Here is a 16888-nt window from a genome sequence, read left to right on the forward strand (position 1 = left end):
CGGTGGTGCTGTCGGGCATGGTGTCCTACACCGAACTCAAGACGGTCCGCGGCCGCGGGCAGGCGAACCTGGCCACCGCCTTCACCGCGAACGGCATCCACTGGGCGAGCAAGATCATCTCCATCGGTGCGTTGGCGGGCCTGACCACCGTGGTGATGGTGCTGATGCTCGGCCAGTGCCGGGTCCTGTTCGCGATGGCGCGCGACGGCCTGTTGCCCCGGTCGCTGGCCAAGACGGGTGCGCGGGGCACGCCGGTGCGGATCACCGTGCTGGTCGCGCTGGTGGTGGCCGTGACCGCGTCGGTGTTTCCGATCACCAAGCTCGAGGAGATGGTGAACGTCGGAACCCTGTTCGCCTTCGTGCTGGTCTCGGCCGGCGTGATCGTGCTGCGCCGCACCCGGCCGGACCTGGAACGCGGTTTCAAGGCGCCGTGGGTGCCGTTGCTCCCGATCGCGTCGATCGCCGCCTGCCTGTGGTTGATGCTCAACCTCACCGCGCTCACCTGGGTCCGGTTCGGGGTGTGGCTGGTGGTGGGCACGGCGATCTACGCCGGCTACGGCTACTGGCACTCGGTGCAGGGCCGGCGGGAGGAAGGGGAGGCCGAGCCCAGCGACTCGCTCGAGGCCAATCCGCACAGCCCGGTGCCCTAGCCGCAGTTGCTTTACAAAACCGCGCTGTTTGTCTAGACATAAGACGCAAACAGCGGTATTGTCCAACCTCAACGTGGCGTGACTCACAAGGAGGTTTGGCAGATGACCACATTCGAAGCGCAGCTGGGACAGGAAGCCGACCCGCTCGCCTGGCGGGACAAGAAGCGTCGCCTGTGGCTGATGGGGCTGATCGCGCCGACGGCGCTGTTCGTGATGTTGCCGCTCATCTGGGGCCTCAACACGTTGGGCTGGCACGCCGCCGCGCAGGTGCCGCTGTGGATCGGACCGATCCTGCTCTGGGTCGTGTTGCCGATCCTCGACCTGCGTTTCGGTCCCGACGGGCAGAACCCGCCCGACGAGGTCATGGAGCGGCTGGAGAACGACAAGTACTACCGCTACTGCACCTACTCCTACATCCCGTTCCAGTACCTCAGCGTGGTGATGGGCGCCTACCTGTTCACCGCCTCGGACCTGGGCTGGCTCGGCTTTGACGGCGCGCTCAGCTGGGCGGGCAAGCTGGGCCTGGCCCTATCCGTCGGCGTGCTCGGCGGCGTCGGCATCAACACCGCGCACGAGATGGGCCACAAGAAGGACTCGCTGGAGCGCTGGCTGTCCAAGATCACCCTGGCGCAGACCTGCTACGGGCACTTCTACATCGAGCACAACCGCGGCCACCACGTGCGCGTCGCCACCCCGGAGGACCCCGCGTCGGCCCGCTTCGGTGAGACCTTCTGGGAGTTCTTGCCGCGCAGCGTCATCGGCAGCCTGCGCTCGTCGCTGAAGTTGGAGGCGCAACGGATTCGCCGGCAGGGCGCCAGCCCCTGGAACCCGAAGACGTACGCGTCCAACGACGTCCTCAATGCGTGGCTGATGTCGGTGGTGCTGTGGGGCGCGCTGATCGCGGTCTTCGGCCCGGGCCTGATCCCCTTCGTCGTGATCCAGGCCGTCTTCGGGTTCAGCCTGCTCGAGTCGGTCAACTACCTGGAGCACTACGGGCTACTGCGGCAGAAGAATTCGAGCGGCCGCTACGAGCGGTGCACCCCGGCGCACAGCTGGAACTCCGACCACGTGGTGACCAACCTGTTCCTGTATCACCTACAGCGGCACAGCGACCACCACGCCAACCCGACCCGGCGCTACCAGACGCTGCGCAGCATGGCGGGTGCGCCCAACCTGCCGAGCGGGTACGCGTCGATGATCTCGCTCACCTACTTCCCGCCGCTGTGGCGCAAGGTGATGGATCACCGGGTGCTGGCGCACTACGACGGCGACATCACCCGCGTCAACATCGCGCCGCGGCTGCGCGAGAAGCTGCTGGCGAAGTACGCCGCATGACCGCCTACCGCTGCCCGGGTTGTGACTACGTCTACGACGAAGCGAAAGGCGAACCGCGGGAAGGCTTTCGGCCGGGCACGCCCTTCGCTGACATCCCCGAGGACTGGTGCTGCCCCGATTGTGCGGTGCGCGAGAAAGTCGATTTCGAACTATCAGGAGTGAACCGATGAACGAGGACTACAAGCTGTTCGTCTGCGTGCAGTGCGGATTCGAGTACGACGAGGCCAAGGGCTGGCCGGAGGACGGCATCGCCCCGGGGACCCGCTGGGACGACATCCCCGAGGACTGGAGCTGCCCGGATTGCGGTGCGGCGAAGACCGACTTCGAGATGGTGGAGATCGCCCGTTCGTGATCGCCGCCAACGCGGCGGCCAAAGCCGCTATTGTCGCGCCTGTGAAGCGGATGCCGTACGCCGAGGCCTCGCGCGCCCTGCTGCGCGACTCGGTGCTCGACGCGATGCGGGATCTGCTGCTGACCCGCGACTGGTCGGCCATCACGCTGTCGGACGTCGCCCGCGCCGCGGGCATCAGCCGGCAGACGATCTACAACGAGTTCGGCTCGCGCCAAGGCCTGGCGCAGGGGTACGGCCTGCGCCTGGCCGACCGGCTGGTCGACGCCGTCAACGCCGCGCTGGAAGCCAACGTCGGCAACATCTACGAGGCGTTTCTGCGGGGCTTTCGCGACCTGTTCACCGAGCTGTCGGCCGACCCGCTGGTGATCTCGCTGCTCACCGGCGTGGCCAAACCCGACCTGCTGCAGATCATCACCACCGACAGCGCGCCCATCATCAACCGTGCCTCCGAGCGGCTGACCAACGCGCTGACCCACAGCTGGGTGGCCACCAGCGACGAGGACGCCGGCGTGCTGGCGCGGGCCATCGTGCGGCTGGCGCTGAGCTATGTGTCGATGCCGCCCGAGGCGGACCACGACGTGGCGGCCGATCTGGCCCGGTTGATGACGCCGTTCGCCGAGCGGCACGGCGTCGTCAACGTCCCCTGAGCCCTTCCCTGCGCCGAGGTCCGCGCCGACCCGCGACTACAGTGGCGCAAGAACATACCTAAGCTAATTACCGCTTTCATCCGAGCGAGCCACAGGCGAGCGAGCCGAAAAAGGAAGAACACGCTATGACGACGACCGAAAACGCACTCACCCCCGACGTTCGAAACGGCATCGATTTCAAGGTCGCCGATCTGTCGTTGGCGGATTACGGTCGCCGGGACATCGAGCTCTCGGAGCAGGAGATGCCGGGTCTGATGTCGCTGCGCCGCGAGTACCACGACGTGCAGCCGCTCAAGGGCGCGCGCATCTCCGGTTCGCTGCACATGACCGTGCAGACCGCGGTGCTGATCGAGACCCTCGTCGCGCTGGGCGCCGAGGTGCGCTGGGCGTCCTGCAACATCTTCTCCACCCAGGACCACGCCGCCGCCGCGGTGGTCGTCGGCCCGCACGGCACGCCCGAGGAGCCCAAGGGCGTCCCGGTGTACGCGTGGAAGGGCGAGACGCTCGAGGAGTACTGGTGGGCGGCCGAGCAGGTGCTGACGTGGCCCGATAAAGACGGCGCCGCCGCGCCCGCGAACATGATCCTGGACGATGGCGGCGACGCCACCATGCTGGTGCTGCGCGGCGCGCAGTACGAGAAGGCCGGCGTGGTGCCGCCGGACGACGAGGACGACTCGACCGAGCACCGGGTGTTCCTGAACCTGCTGCGCAAGCGCTTCGAAACCGACAAGGACAAGTGGACCAAGATCGCCGCGTCGATCAAGGGTGTCTCGGAGGAGACCACCACCGGCGTGCTGCGGCTCTACCAGTTCGCCGCCGCCGGCGACCTGGCGTTCCCGGCGATCAATGTCAACGACTCGGTCACCAAGAGCAAGTTCGACAACAAGTACGGCTGCCGGCACTCGCTGATCGACGGCATCAACCGCGGCACCGACGTGCTGATCGGTGGCAAGAAGGTGCTGATCTGCGGCTACGGCGACGTCGGTAAGGGTTCGGCCGAGTCGGTCGCCGGCCAGGGCGCGCGGGTGACCGTCACCGAGATCGACCCGATCAACGCCCTGCAGGCGCTGATGGAGGGCTTCGACGTCAAGCGCGTCGAGGATGTGATCGGCGAGGCCGACATCGTCATCACCACCACCGGCAACAAGGACATCATCACCCTCGAGCACATGAAGGCGATGAAGGACAAGGCGATCCTGGGCAACATCGGCCACTTCGACAACGAGATCCAGGTGGCGCGGCTGGAGAAGTCGGGCGCCACCAAGACCAACATCCGGCCGCAGGTCGACCTGTGGACGTTCCCGGACACCGGCAAGTCGATCATCCTGCTGTCCGAGGGCCGGTTGCTGAACCTGGGTAACGCCACCGGGCACCCGTCGTTCGTGATGAGCAACAGCTTCTCCAACCAGGTCATCGCCCAGATCGAGCTGTGGACCAAGAACGACGAGTACGACAACGAGGTCTATCGGCTGCCCAAGCACCTCGACGAGAAGGTGGCCCGCATCCACGTCGAGGCGCTCGGCGGCAAGCTGACCAAGCTCACCAAGGAGCAGGCCGAGTACATCGGCGTCGACGTCGACGGTCCCTACAAGGCCGACCACTACCGCTACTGAGCCGGCGCTTCGGCCGAACGCCCGGCCAGCCGGGCGTTCGGCACCGCGTGCCCAGCCAGCCGGGCGCTCGACAACGGGCTAGGCTCGCGCCGTGCTGATCGCGATCGAGGGCATCGACGGCGCCGGCAAGCGGACGCTGACCGACAAGCTGCGCAAGCTGTTCGAGGCGGACGGCAAGTCGGTGGCCTTGCTGGCCTTCCCGCGGTACGGGCAGTCGGTGACCGCCGACATCGCGGCCGAGGCCCTGCACGGCGAGCACGGCGATCTCGCGTCGTCGGTGTACGCGATGGCGATGCTGTTCGCGCTGGATCGCGCGGGGGCCGTCGGCGACATCGAGGCGCTGCGCCGCGAGCACGACGTGGTGATCATGGACCGCTACGTCGCCTCCAACGCGGCCTACACCGCCGCCCGGCTGCATCAGGACGCGGCCGGGCCGGCCGTGGCATGGATACACGCGCTGGAATACGGGCGCCTCGGACTGCCCGCGCCCGACTGGCAGGTGCTGCTCGCGGTGCCGGCCGAGCTGGCCGGGCAGCGGGCCCGCCGCCGGGCCGAGTCCGATCCGGGCCGCAAGCGGGACAGCTACGAACGCGACGACGGGCTGCAGCAGCGCACCGGCGCGGTGTACGCCGACCTGGCCGCCGCGGGCTGGGGTGGTCGGTGGCTGAGCGTCGACGCGGACGTCGATCCCGGCCGGCTGGCCGCCGATTTGGCCGCCGACTAGCACAGATTTGTCACGATTCGGCCCTTTCGAAGAAGAAACGCCCGTGTGATGTCCGAGTTTTGTCCCGATCTGGTGACACCATGGACTCCATGAGGCAAAGGATTCTCGTCGTCGATGACGACGCTTCGCTCGCCGAGATGTTGACCATCGTGTTGCGGGGTGAGGGTTTCGACACTGCGGTCATCGGTGACGGCACCCAGGCCCTGACGGCGGTGCGCGAACTGCGCCCCGATCTGGTGCTGTTGGACCTGATGCTGCCCGGGATGAACGGCATCGACGTGTGCCGGGTGTTGCGCGCCGACTCCGGCGTGCCGATCGTCATGCTGACCGCCAAGACCGACACCGTCGACGTGGTCCTGGGCCTCGAGTCGGGCGCCGACGACTACATCATGAAACCGTTCAAGCCCAAGGAGCTGGTGGCGCGGGTGCGGGCGCGGCTGCGGCGCAACGACGACGAGCCCGCCGAGATGCTGTCCATCGCCGACGTGGAGATCGACGTGCCGGCGCACAAGGTCACCCGCAACGGCGAGCAGATCTCGCTGACACCGCTGGAATTCGACTTGCTGGTGGCGTTGGCGCGCAAACCGCGGCAGGTGTTTACTCGTGATGTGCTGCTCGAACAGGTGTGGGGCTATCGTCACCCGGCGGATACCCGTCTGGTGAACGTGCACGTCCAGCGTCTGCGCGCCAAGGTTGAGAAGGATCCCGAAAACCCGACCGTAGTGTTGACCGTTCGAGGAGTTGGGTACAAGGCCGGACCTCCGTGACCGGTAGGGACACGTGATCTGGGGCTCTCGGCGACGCACTCGGAGCCGTTGGGGACGCTCCGGTCCCATGACTCGTGGCATGGGCGCGGTGAGTCGCGCCGTGGCCATCGCCTGGCGGCGCTCGCTGCAACTGCGGGTTGTGGCGCTGACCCTGGGGTTGTCGCTCGCGGTCATCCTGGCGCTCGGTTTCGTGTTGACTTCTCAGGTCACCAACCGGGTGCTCGACGTCAAGGTCAAGGCCGCCATCGAGCAGATCGAGCGGGCGCGCACCACCGTCGGCGGGATCGTCAACGGCGAAGAGGCGCGATCCCTGGACAGCAGCCTGCAGCTGGCGCGCAACACGCTGACCTCCAAGACCGACCCGGCCTCGGGCGCGGGGATGGCGGGGGCCTTTGACGCGGTGTTGATGGTGCCGGGCGACGGCCCGCGCGCGGCGACCACCGCCGGGCCCGTCGACCAGGTGCCCGCTTCGCTGCGCGGCTTCGTCAAGGCCGGGCAGGCGTCCTACCAGTACGCCACCGTCCACACCGACGGGTTCTCCGGACCGGCGCTGATCATCGGCACGCCGGCGTCGTCTCAGGTGGCCAACCTGGAGCTCTACCTGATCTTTCCGCTCAAGAACGAGCAGGCCACCATCCAGCTGGTGCGCGGCACCATGATCACCGGCGGCGCGGTGCTGCTGGTGCTGCTGGCCGGGATCGCGCTGCTGGTGTCGCGGCAGGTGGTGGTGCCGGTGCGGTCGGCGTCGCGCATCGCCGAACGCTTCGCCGAAGGGCATCTGTCCGAACGCATGCCGGTGCGCGGCGAGGACGACATGGCCCGGCTGGCGATGTCCTTCAACGACATGGCCGAGAGCCTGTCGCGCCAGATCACCCAGCTGGAGGAGTTCGGTAATCTGCAGCGCCGCTTCACTTCCGACGTGAGCCACGAGCTGCGCACCCCGCTGACCACCGTGCGGATGGCCGCCGACCTGATCTATGACCACAGCGCCGACCTGGACCCCACGCTGGCGCGCTCCACCGAGCTGATGGTCAACGAGCTGGACCGGTTCGAGTCGCTGCTCAACGACTTGCTGGAAATCTCGCGGCACGACGCCGGCGTCGCGGAGCTGTCCGTCGAGGCGGTCGATCTGCGCACCACGGTGCGCAGCGCGCTGAGCAACGTCGGGCATCTGGCCGAGGACGCCGGCATCGAGCTGAAGGTCGACCTGCCGACCGAGGAGGTGATCGCCGAGGTCGACACCCGACGGGTGGAGCGCATCCTGCGCAACCTGATCGCCAACGCCATCGACCACGCCGAGCACAAGCCGGTCAAGATCCGGATGGCCGCCGACGAGGACACGGTGGCCGTCACCGTGCGCGACTACGGCGTCGGGCTGCGGCCCGGCGAGGAGAAGCTGGTGTTCAGCCGGTTCTGGCGGGCCGACCCTTCGCGGGTCCGGCGGTCCGGGGGCACCGGGCTGGGCCTGGCCATCAGCATCGAGGACGCGCGACTGCACCAGGGCCGGCTGGAGGCGTGGGGCGAACCCGGCGACGGCTCGTGTTTCCGGCTGACGTTGCCGCTGGTGCGTGGCCACAAGGTCACCACCAGCCCGCTGCCCATGAAGCCGATTCCGCAACCCGCTCCCAGCGGCCCGCAGCACGCGAAAGACCGTCCGCGCCAGCGTGAGCACGCCGAGAGGACCCTGTGATGCGGCGGCTGGTGGGCCTGCTGATGCTGGCCGCGCTGCTCGCCGGCTGCGCGGGGGTGCCCAGCTCGTCGGCGCCGCAAGCCATCGGCACCGTCGAGCGGCCGGCGCCGTCGAACCTGCCCAAGCCGACGCCGGGCATGGACCCGGACGTGCTGCTGCGCGAATTCTTCAAGGCCACAGCCGATCCCGCCAACCGCCACCTGGCCGCGCGGCAGTTCCTCACCCAGTCGGCGTCCAACGCCTGGGACGACGCCGGTAGCGCGCTGCTGATCGACCACGTGGTGTTCGTCGAAACCCGTGCGGCCGAGCGGGTTTCGGCCACCATGCGGGCCGACATCCTGGGTTCGCTGTCCGACGTGGGGGTGTTCGAAACCGCCGAGGGCGTGCTGCCCGACCCCGGGCCGATCGAATTGGTCAAGACCTCCGGCGGTTGGCGCATCGACCGGTTGCCCAACGGGGTGTTCTTGGACTGGCAGCAGTTCCAGTCCACCTACAAGCGCAACACCCTGTACTTCGCCGACCCGACCGGCAAGACGGTGGTCCCCGACCCGCGTTACGTCGCGGTGCCCGACCACGACCAGTTGGCCACCGAGCTGATCTCGAAGGTGATCGCCGGGCCGCGGCCGGAGATGGCGCACACCGTGCGCAACCTGCTCGCCCCGCCGCTGCGGTTGCGCGGGCCGGTGACCCGCGCCGACGGCGGCAAGAACGGCATCGGGCGCGGCTACGGCGGTGCGCGGGTCGAGCTCGAGAAGCTGTCCACCACCGATCCGCACAGCCGGCAATTGCTTGCGGCACAGATCATTTGGACGCTGGCCAGGGCCGACATCCGCGGCCCCTATGTGATCAACGCCGACGGCGCGCCGCTGGACGACCGGTTCCGCGACGGGTGGACCACCTCGGATGTCGCGGCCACCGATCCCGGCGCCGCCGACGGCGCGGGCGCGGGGCTGCACGCCCTGGTCAACGGCTCACTGGTGTCGCTGGACGGCCAGCACACCGTCACGGTGCCCGGCGCGTTCGGCCGCGTGGGCGACCAGACCGGCGCCGCGCTGTCGCGCTCCGGCCGGCAGGTGGCCTCGGTGGTGACGCTGCACCGCGGCGCCCCGGACATGGCCGCGTCCCTGTGGATCGGTGATCTGGGTCAGGAGGCCGTGCAGGCCGCCGACGGGCACAGCCTGTCGCGGCCGACGTGGTCGCTGGACGACGTGGTGTGGGTGGTCGTCGACGGCAACAACGTGTTGCGGGCGATTCAGGAGCCGGCCTCCGGGCAGCCCGCCCGGCTGCCGGTGGATTCGGTGGCGGTGGCCACCCGGTTCCCGGGGCCCATCACCGACCTGCAGCTGTCCCGCGACAGCACCCGCGCGGCCATGGTGATCGGCGGCCAGGTGATTCTGGCCAGCGTCGAGCAGACCCAGGCCGGGCAGTACGCCCTGACCTTCCCGCGCCGGCTCGGATTCGGGTTGGGCAATTCGGTGGTGTCGCTGTCGTGGCGCACCGGCGACGACATCGTGGTGACCCGCACCGACGCCAGCCATCCGGTGTCCTACGTGAACATCGACGGGGTGAACTCCGACGCGCCGCCACACGGTCTGCAGATGCCGGTGACCACGGTGGTCGCCAACCCGTCGACGGCCTACGTCGCGGGACCGCAAGGGGTGCTGCAGTATTCGCCGTCGGCCGACGGTCAGCAAGGCTGGTCGGAGGTGCCCGGACTCACGGTGCCCGGGGCGGCACCGGTGCTGCCGGGGTAGCGCACAAGCTCGGTGTCACACCCACCCGCCACACTGACGCCATGCTCGACCTGTTCCTGCCGGCCGAATGCGGCGGCTGCGGGGCGCCGTCGACCCGCTGGTGCGACGCGTGCGCCGCCGAGCTGTCGGTGCCGGCCGACCAGCCGCATGTGGTGACCCCGCGCATCGACCCGGAGGTCCCGGTGTTCGCGCTTGGCCGCTACGCCAACGCGCGCCGGCACGCGATCCTGGCGCTCAAGGAGCGGGGCCGGGCGGACCTGGTCGAACCGCTGGCGCGGCCCCTGGCCGTCGGCGTGCACCGGTTGCTGTCGTGGGGGATCGTGCCCACCCCGCTGACCGTCGTTCCCGCGCCCACCCGGCGCTCGGCCGCGCGGCGGCGCGGCGGTGACCCCGTCGCCCGGCTGGCGCGCGCCGCGGTGGCGCGGCATCCGGAGATCGCCGTCGTCGCGGCGTTGCGGCTCAAGGCGCTGACCCGTGACTCGGTGGGCCTGGGCACGGCCGCGCGCGAGCGCAACATCACCGGCCGGGTGGTGTTGCGCGGCCCACCGCCGCGCACCGAAGTCATGGTCGTCGACGACATCGTCACCACCGGTGCGACCGCGCGCGAGTCGGTGCGCATCCTGCACGCCGCCGGGGTCCGGGTCGCCGCGGTGCTGGCGCTGGCCGCCGTGTGAACCTCACCGCCGCCAGGCCGAGCCCGTGAGCCGGCCAAGAGGTTGTGAAGAACTCGCAACAGCCGGACCAAATTAGTGGCTCGGCAGGCGAACACGAGCTAACGTCGAGAACAACGAAGAACGACTCATCGGTCTGACTCACTGGTCGCGATTTTCCAGGTGGGACCCATCCGCGGGAAGGGGTGAGTAATCGACACCTTGCACCGGCGGGCAGCCTGCGGCGGTAGCCAGTCTCGAACCGCTCTCACCTCGTCGGCGCATCAAGCAGCCGGGCACGCAGGGCGCGTGCGACGTGAAAAGAGAAACGAGTTGTCACGTATGTCAAGGCTATCCGTGGATTCCGGTCAGATTCTGGACCAACCGCCCATCACCGATGAGCAAGCCCCACCGACAACCACCGCCGATGTTGTGTTCAAGGGCCGCAACGTTGAAATCCCCGATCATTACCGTCTGTACGTCTCGCAAAAACTCGCCCGGCTCGAGCGGTTCGACCGCTCCATCTATCTCTTCGATGTCGAGCTCAAGCACGCGCCCAACCGGCGCCAGCGCAAATCCTGTCAGCGCGTGGAGATCACCGCCCGCGGCCGCGGCCCGGTGACCCGGGCGGAGGCTTGTGCCAACAGTTTCTACGCCGCGTTCGAGTCCGCGGTCGACAAGCTGGAGAACCGGCTGCGCCGCGTCAAGGACCGTCGCAAGGTCCACTACGGGGACAAGACCCCGGTGTCACTGGCCGCGGCCACCGCGGTGCCACCCGTCCCGCCGGACAGCGCGCCGCAGCCCGCGCCCGCCGAGCGCGACGGCGTGGAACCTGACCACGAGCCCGGGCGGATCGTGCGGACCAAGGAGCACCCGGCGACGCCGATGACGGTCGACGACGCGCTCTACGAGATGGAGCTGGTCGGACACGACTTCTTCCTATTCCACGACAAGCAGACCGAACGGCCCAGCGTGGTCTACCGGCGGCACGCCTACGACTACGGCCTGATCAGGCTGTCCTGACGGGGCTGGTTGGGCGGCGACCCGCTACGCCCGGCGTTGCCGCGCTTGCGATCGCCGCTACGGCGGTACCCACGGGGTCGTCGCCTACCATGGGAGTCGCTCAAGAAAAGACTCCTACCAACAGGGGCACATCCCAAAAGGGGACAACACCGTGCTGTCGAAGTTGCTGCGCCTTGGCGAAGGTCGCATGCTCAAGCGTCTCAAGCGGGTGTCTGACTACGTCAACACCTTGTCCGACGAGATCGAGAAGCTCACCGACGCCGAGTTGCGGGCCAAGACCGACGAGTTCAAGAAGCGGCACGCCGACGGCGAAAGCCTCGACGACCTGCTACCCGAGGCGTTCGCCGTCGCCCGCGAGGCCGCGTGGCGGGTGCTCGACCAGCGGCACTTCGACGTGCAGGTGATGGGCGGTGCCGCACTGCACTTCGGCAACGTCGCCGAGATGAAGACCGGTGAGGGCAAGACCCTGACCTCGGTGCTGCCGGCCTACCTCAACGCCATTGGCGGTAAGGGTGTGCACGTCGTCACCGTCAACGACTACCTGGCCAAACGTGACAGCGAGTGGATGGGCCGCGTGCACCGCTTCCTCGGCCTCGAGGTCGGGGTGATCCTGGCCCAGATGACGCCGGACGAACGCCGGGTCGCCTACAACGCCGACATCACCTACGGCACCAACAACGAGTTCGGCTTCGACTACCTGCGCGACAACATGGCGCATTCGCTCGACGACCTGGTCCAGCGCGGGCACAACTTCGCCATCGTCGACGAGGTCGACTCCATCCTGATCGACGAGGCCCGCACCCCGCTGATCATCTCGGGCCCCGCCGACGGCGCCTCCAACTGGTACCTCGAGTTCGCCCGGCTGGCGCCGCTGATGGAGAAGGACACCCACTACGAGGTGGACCTGCGCAAGCGCACCGTCGGCGTGCACGAGCTGGGCGTGGAGTTCGTCGAGGACCAGCTCGGCATCGACAACCTCTACGAGGCCGCCAACTCGCCGCTGGTCAGCTACCTCAACAACGCGCTGAAGGCCAAGGAGCTGTTCAACCGCGACAAGGACTACATCGTGCGCGACGGCGAGGTCCTGATCGTCGACGAGTTCACCGGCCGCGTGCTCTACGGCCGCCGGTACAACGAGGGCATGCATCAGGCCATCGAGGCCAAGGAGCACGTGGAGATCAAGGCCGAGAACCAGACGCTGGCCACCATCACGCTGCAGAACTACTTCCGGCTCTACGACAAGCTCGCCGGCATGACCGGTACCGCCCAGACCGAGGCGGCCGAGCTGCACGAGATCTACAAGCTCGGCGTGGTGCCGATCCCGACCAACAAGCCGATGATCCGCGCCGACCAGTCCGACCTGATCTACAAGACCGAGGAAGCCAAGTACATCGCGGTGGTCGACGACGTCGTCGAGCGCTACGAAAAGGGTCAGCCGGTGCTGATCGGTACCACCAGCGTGGAGCGCTCGGAGTACCTGTCGCGCCAGTTCCAGAAGCGCCGCGTGCCGCACAACGTGCTCAACGCGAAGTTCCACGAGCAGGAGGCGACCATTGTCGCGGTCGCCGGCCGCCGCGGCGGCATCACCGTCGCGACCAACATGGCGGGCCGCGGAACCGACATCGTGCTCGGCGGCAACGCCGACTTCCTCACCGACCAGCGGCTGCGCGAGCGCGGCCTCGACCCGGTCGAGACGCCCGAGGAATACGACGCCGCCTGGCACGAGGAACTGCCCAAGGTCAAGGAGGAGGTCGCCGCCGAGGCCGCCGAGGTGATCGAGGCCGGCGGCCTGTACGTGCTGGGCACCGAGCGGCACGAATCCCGGCGCATCGACAATCAGCTGCGCGGCCGCTCCGGCCGGCAGGGCGACCCGGGCGAGTCGCGGTTCTACCTGTCGCTGGGCGACGAGCTCATGCGGCGGTTCAACGGCGCCGCGCTGGAGGCGATGCTCAACCGGCTGAACCTGCCCGACGACGTGCCGATCGAGGCCAAGATGGTCACCCGGGCGATCAAGAGCGCCCAGACCCAGGTCGAGCAGCAGAACTTCGAGGTCCGCAAGAACGTCCTGAAGTACGACGAGGTGATGAACCAGCAGCGCAAGGTGATCTACGCCGAGCGCCGCCGCATCCTGGAGGGCGAGAACCTCAAGGAGCAGGCGCTGGACATGGTGCGCGACGTGGTCACCGCCTACGTCAACGGCGCCACCTCCGAGGGCTACGCCGAGGATTGGGACTTGGAAGCGCTGTGGACGGCGCTCAAGACGCTGTACCCGGTGGGCATCGACCATGCGACGCTGACGCGCCGCGACGCCGACGCCGACCTCGACGACCTCACCCGCGAGGAGCTGCTCGAGGCGCTGCTCAAAGACGCCGAAAACGCTTATGCCATAAGGGAAGCCGAGCTCGAGGAGATCGCCGGCGAGGGCGCGATGCGCCAGCTGGAGCGCAACGTGCTGCTCAACGTGATCGACCGCAAGTGGCGCGAGCACCTCTACGAGATGGACTACCTCAAGGAGGGCATCGGGCTGCGCGCGATGGCCCAGCGCGACCCGCTCGTCGAGTACCAGCGCGAGGGCTACGACATGTTCATGGCGATGCTCGACGGCATGAAGGAAGAGTCGGTCGGGTTCCTGTTCAATGTCACCGTCGAGGCGGTGCCCAGCCCGCAGGTCGCGCCGGTACAAGCCCCGGAGGGGCTGGCCGAATTCGCCACCGCCGCGGCCGGCAAGCAGGGCGGCGCGGCGACGGCCGTGCGCGAAGAGGCCCCAACCCAATTGCGCGCCAAGGGCATTGACAACGAAGCGCCGGCCATGACCTACTCCGGACCGGCGGAGGACGGCTCGGCGGCGGTCCAGCGCAACGGCGGCGATTCCAAGACGCCGGCCGGGGTTCCCGGGGGTGCCAGCCGGCGCGAGCGGCGCGCCGCGGCGCGGCAACAGGGTCGCGGCGCCAAGCCACCCAAATCGGTCAAGCGCCGCTAGCCGCGCGCCCAACCTCGCCAATACGTTTCTCGGCCCGGCAGCAACGCCAATGCCCTAGGCTTAGCAGGCATCGGCTTGTGTGTGGCTACAGTGACGCCGCGCCGGTGAGGGTCGGGAAAGGGGCGAGTTCCATGCCCTTCGACGGAGCCGTGTCCCGGACGGACATCCTGGCCGCGCTATCTCTGGCGATCGACCTCGGGCTCGGGCAGCCGATGGATCACATGCTGCGGTCGGCGGCGATGGGCTCGCGATTGGCGATGCGGCTCGGACTCGACGAGCGCGAGCGCGGGACGGTTTTTTACACGGCCCTGGTGATGTGGATCGGCTGTCACGCCGACTCGCACGAGTATGTGCAGTGGTTCGGCGACGACATCGCGGTGCGACATGACAGCCACTACATCGACTGGTCCGGCGCGCCATACCGCCGCTTCCTGATGAGCAATTTGGGCCGTGGGTCGACGTTGCCGAAACGAGCCCGGTTGGCGGCCAAAGTTTTCTGGGACGCACGCGGGAATCTCGGCGGGTTGGTGCACTCCCATTGCCTCTCGGCGGCATTACTCGCCGAGGAGATCGGCCTGGGCGCCGATGTGTGTCAAGCCCTGCCTTATGCATACGAGCGATGGGACGGCAGCGGTCTTCCCGCCGGGGCCGCGGGAAACCAGATACCGATGGCCATGCGGGTGGCGCAGATTTGCGACATCGCCGAAGTGCACCATCGCGCTTACGGCGCCAGCGCCGCGATCGCCGAGATTCGCCGCCGTAGCGGCAAGCAGTTTGACCCGGATATCGTCGCGGTGTTCACCGCGGCCGCCGACGACCTGCTGCTCGAGCACGAAGATGTCTGGTCGACCGCTGCCGACTTGGCTCCGGATCCGGGCGAAGCGCTGAGCGGTCCCGCGCTGGACCGGCTGCTGTGCGCGATGGGTGACTTCGCGGATCTGAAATGCCCGTTCACTCTTGGTCATTCACGCGCCGTCGCGCAGCTGGCCGAGAGCGCAGGGAAATGCGCCGGGCTGGCGCAGGACGAAATCGATATCTTGCGTCGGGCCGGCTACGTTCACGATCTCGGTCGCATCGGGGTGTCGAACCGGGTGTGGGAAAAGCCGGGCGCGTTGACCCACGTCGAACGCGAGCGGGTGCATTTGCATCCCTATCTGACCGGCAGGATTTTGGCCCGGGTCGGCGGACTGAAGGCGGTCCGGGAGGTCGCGGTGAACCATCACGAGCGACTGGACGGCTCGGGCTACCCGAACGGTCTGCGCGGTGATGACCTGTCGGTTCGCGACCGGCTGCTCGCTGCCGCCGAAAGCTATTGCTCCTCAATGGAACCGCGTCCGTATCGCGATGCGCGCGACGAAGCCGCCGCGGCCGGGAAACTGCGAGAAGAAGCGGTCCGCGGCCACCTGGACGGCGACGCGGTCGAAGCCGTGTTGCAGGCCGCGGGCCATCGGCCGTCGCGCAGAGCCGCCAGGCCGGCGGGGCTGACCCGGCGCGAGGCCGAGGTGTTGCTCCATGTCGCACAGGGACACTCCAACAAGGAGATCGCCTCGGCGTTGTGGATTTCCGAGAAGACGGTTCGTAATCACGTCGAACACATCTACGCCAAGATCGGGGTCTCGAACCGGATCGGGGCCAGCCTGTACGCGACCCGGCACGGCTTGGCCGGCGGGGCACCCAACTGACCCGTTGCGATGTTTGGGGCGAATGCCCCATGTGCCGGTGAGCGAATCTGGGCGAATATTTCCGCATGATCAGCAATGCCACCGGCCCAGCCGCCGCGGCCGTCCCGTTGGAACCGCAACCGGCGCCCTCGTCGGCGCTGTGGAACCGGGTGCTCACCGACGGCCACGCTTCCCTGGTCAGGGCAAGGCACGCGTTTCGCTACCTGCCCTCGGCGCCGCGATGCAAGCTGTGCAACAACCCGTTCGGTGGACCCGTCGGTCGGCTCTTCGCCGTAGCCGGCTTCCGCCGGTCGCGCAAGAATCCCAACCTGTGCATGCGCTGCTGCGATGCACTGCCGCAAGGCGGAGCCGAGGTCGACATCGCGGTGCTGTTCGCTGATGTTCGCGGCTCCACGGCGCTGGGACACTGTAGGGCCGCCGCGGACTTCGCTGCGGTGCTCAACCGGTTCTATTGTGCCGCAACGCAAACCCTGCTGCGCCATGACGCGGTGATTGACAAACTCATCGGTGATGAGGTGATGGCGTTTTTCGTGCAAGGCATCAGCGGCCCCACCTATCGTCAACGGGCCGTCGAGGCGGGCGTCGACCTGCTCGAAGCGGTCGGGTACGGCACTGCGGGTGGACCCTGGCTGAACGTCGGCGTCGCCGTGCACGCGGGTATCGCGTACGTGGGCAACGTCGGCGAGGCCGTCGTCGATTTCACCGCACTCGGTCGTCCGGTCAACGCCGCGGCCCGGATGCAACAACTCGCCTCCGGTGGCGAGTTGTTGATCGCCGGTGGGGTCGCCGACGAAATGACGGCCCACCTGGCGCGGCGCACGCTGAACCTGCGGGGACACGACGAGCCGATCGACGCCTTCGTCCATCAAGCCTGAGCCGGTGCCGTATTCAACCTTGTTGTGCCCCTTGGACTTACAGGCAGCCGATCCCGCGGTCCCGGTGCAGGACCGCGGGCCCGGCGTGGCTGTCATCGCGTGGCTGCACCGGGCCGGGATCGCCGGTCCAGCAACCACGCGGTGGC

15 protein-coding genes are annotated in these 16888 nt (G+C 68.2%); all 15 read left to right on the top strand.

Features of this window, described 5'->3' with window-relative positions:
- Positions 1 to 650, top strand: a 650-nt coding sequence (locus tag A9W96_RS04400) for an amino acid permease (protein WP_156765109.1), incomplete at its 5' end; no start/stop codon positions are given.
- A gap of 102 nt (positions 651 to 752) precedes the next feature.
- Positions 753 to 1985 (top strand): alkane 1-monooxygenase, encoded by a 1233-nt coding sequence (locus tag A9W96_RS04405; protein ID WP_067138091.1) that lies wholly within the window; start codon positions 753 to 755, stop codon positions 1983 to 1985.
- Complete coding sequence (locus A9W96_RS30095; protein ID WP_082972038.1) at positions 1982 to 2155, top strand: rubredoxin; 174 nt, start codon at positions 1982 to 1984, stop codon at positions 2153 to 2155. The genes A9W96_RS04405 and A9W96_RS30095 overlap by 4 nt, the downstream gene beginning before the upstream one ends.
- A complete protein-coding gene (locus A9W96_RS04410) occupies positions 2152 to 2337 on the top strand; it encodes a rubredoxin (protein ID WP_066868080.1) in 186 nt (61 codons plus the stop codon). Before A9W96_RS30095 ends, A9W96_RS04410 begins: the two co-directional genes overlap by 4 nt.
- Before the next feature lie 50 nt (positions 2338 to 2387).
- Entirely contained in the window at positions 2388 to 2984 is a 597-nt protein-coding gene (locus tag A9W96_RS04415; protein WP_066868098.1) for a TetR family transcriptional regulator, read from the top strand.
- A gap of 125 nt (positions 2985 to 3109) precedes the next feature.
- On the top strand, positions 3110 to 4597 hold the full coding sequence (gene ahcY, locus A9W96_RS04420; protein ID WP_066868077.1) for an adenosylhomocysteinase: 1488 nt from the start codon (positions 3110 to 3112) through the stop codon (positions 4595 to 4597).
- Between the two features lie 91 nt (positions 4598 to 4688).
- Complete coding sequence (locus tag A9W96_RS04425) at positions 4689 to 5321, top strand: dTMP kinase (RefSeq protein ID WP_067138093.1); 633 nt, start codon at positions 4689 to 4691, stop codon at positions 5319 to 5321.
- A gap of 80 nt (positions 5322 to 5401) precedes the next feature.
- Entirely contained in the window at positions 5402 to 6088 is a 687-nt protein-coding gene (gene mtrA, locus A9W96_RS04430; RefSeq protein ID WP_007168097.1) for a two-component system response regulator MtrA, read from the top strand.
- Between the two features lie 13 nt (positions 6089 to 6101).
- On the top strand, positions 6102 to 7778 hold the full coding sequence (gene mtrB / locus A9W96_RS04435; RefSeq protein ID WP_082972039.1) for an MtrAB system histidine kinase MtrB: 1677 nt from the start codon (positions 6102 to 6104) through the stop codon (positions 7776 to 7778).
- Complete coding sequence (gene lpqB, locus A9W96_RS04440) at positions 7778 to 9532, top strand: MtrAB system accessory lipoprotein LpqB (RefSeq protein WP_156765110.1); 1755 nt, start codon at positions 7778 to 7780, stop codon at positions 9530 to 9532. The genes mtrB and lpqB overlap by 1 nt, the downstream gene beginning before the upstream one ends.
- Before the next feature lie 41 nt (positions 9533 to 9573).
- The gene (locus tag A9W96_RS04445) at positions 9574 to 10206 is read left to right on the top strand and encodes a ComF family protein (protein ID WP_066868068.1); all 633 of its coding nucleotides are present in this window, start codon (positions 9574 to 9576) and stop codon (positions 10204 to 10206) included.
- Between the two features lie 333 nt (positions 10207 to 10539).
- Positions 10540 to 11205, top strand: coding sequence for a ribosome hibernation-promoting factor, HPF/YfiA family (gene hpf / locus A9W96_RS04450; protein ID WP_067022154.1), 666 nt, complete (start codon positions 10540 to 10542; stop codon positions 11203 to 11205).
- Positions 11206 to 11356: 151 nt separating this feature from the next.
- A complete protein-coding gene (secA, locus tag A9W96_RS04455; protein ID WP_067022152.1) occupies positions 11357 to 14185 on the top strand; it encodes a preprotein translocase subunit SecA in 2829 nt (942 codons plus the stop codon).
- Positions 14186 to 14316: 131 nt separating this feature from the next.
- The gene (locus tag A9W96_RS04460) at positions 14317 to 15867 is read left to right on the top strand and encodes an HD domain-containing phosphohydrolase (protein ID WP_067138098.1); all 1551 of its coding nucleotides are present in this window, start codon (positions 14317 to 14319) and stop codon (positions 15865 to 15867) included.
- 65 nt (positions 15868 to 15932) lie between these two features.
- Entirely contained in the window at positions 15933 to 16742 is an 810-nt protein-coding gene (locus tag A9W96_RS04465) for an adenylate/guanylate cyclase domain-containing protein (protein ID WP_067138100.1), read from the top strand.
- Positions 16743 to 16888: the final 146 nt, after the last annotated feature.

Origin of the sequence: Mycobacterium sp. 1245852.3 (assembly GCF_001669335.1) — a bacterium.
In the GTDB taxonomy this organism is placed as follows: domain Bacteria; phylum Actinomycetota; class Actinomycetes; order Mycobacteriales; family Mycobacteriaceae; genus Mycobacterium; species Mycobacterium europaeum_A.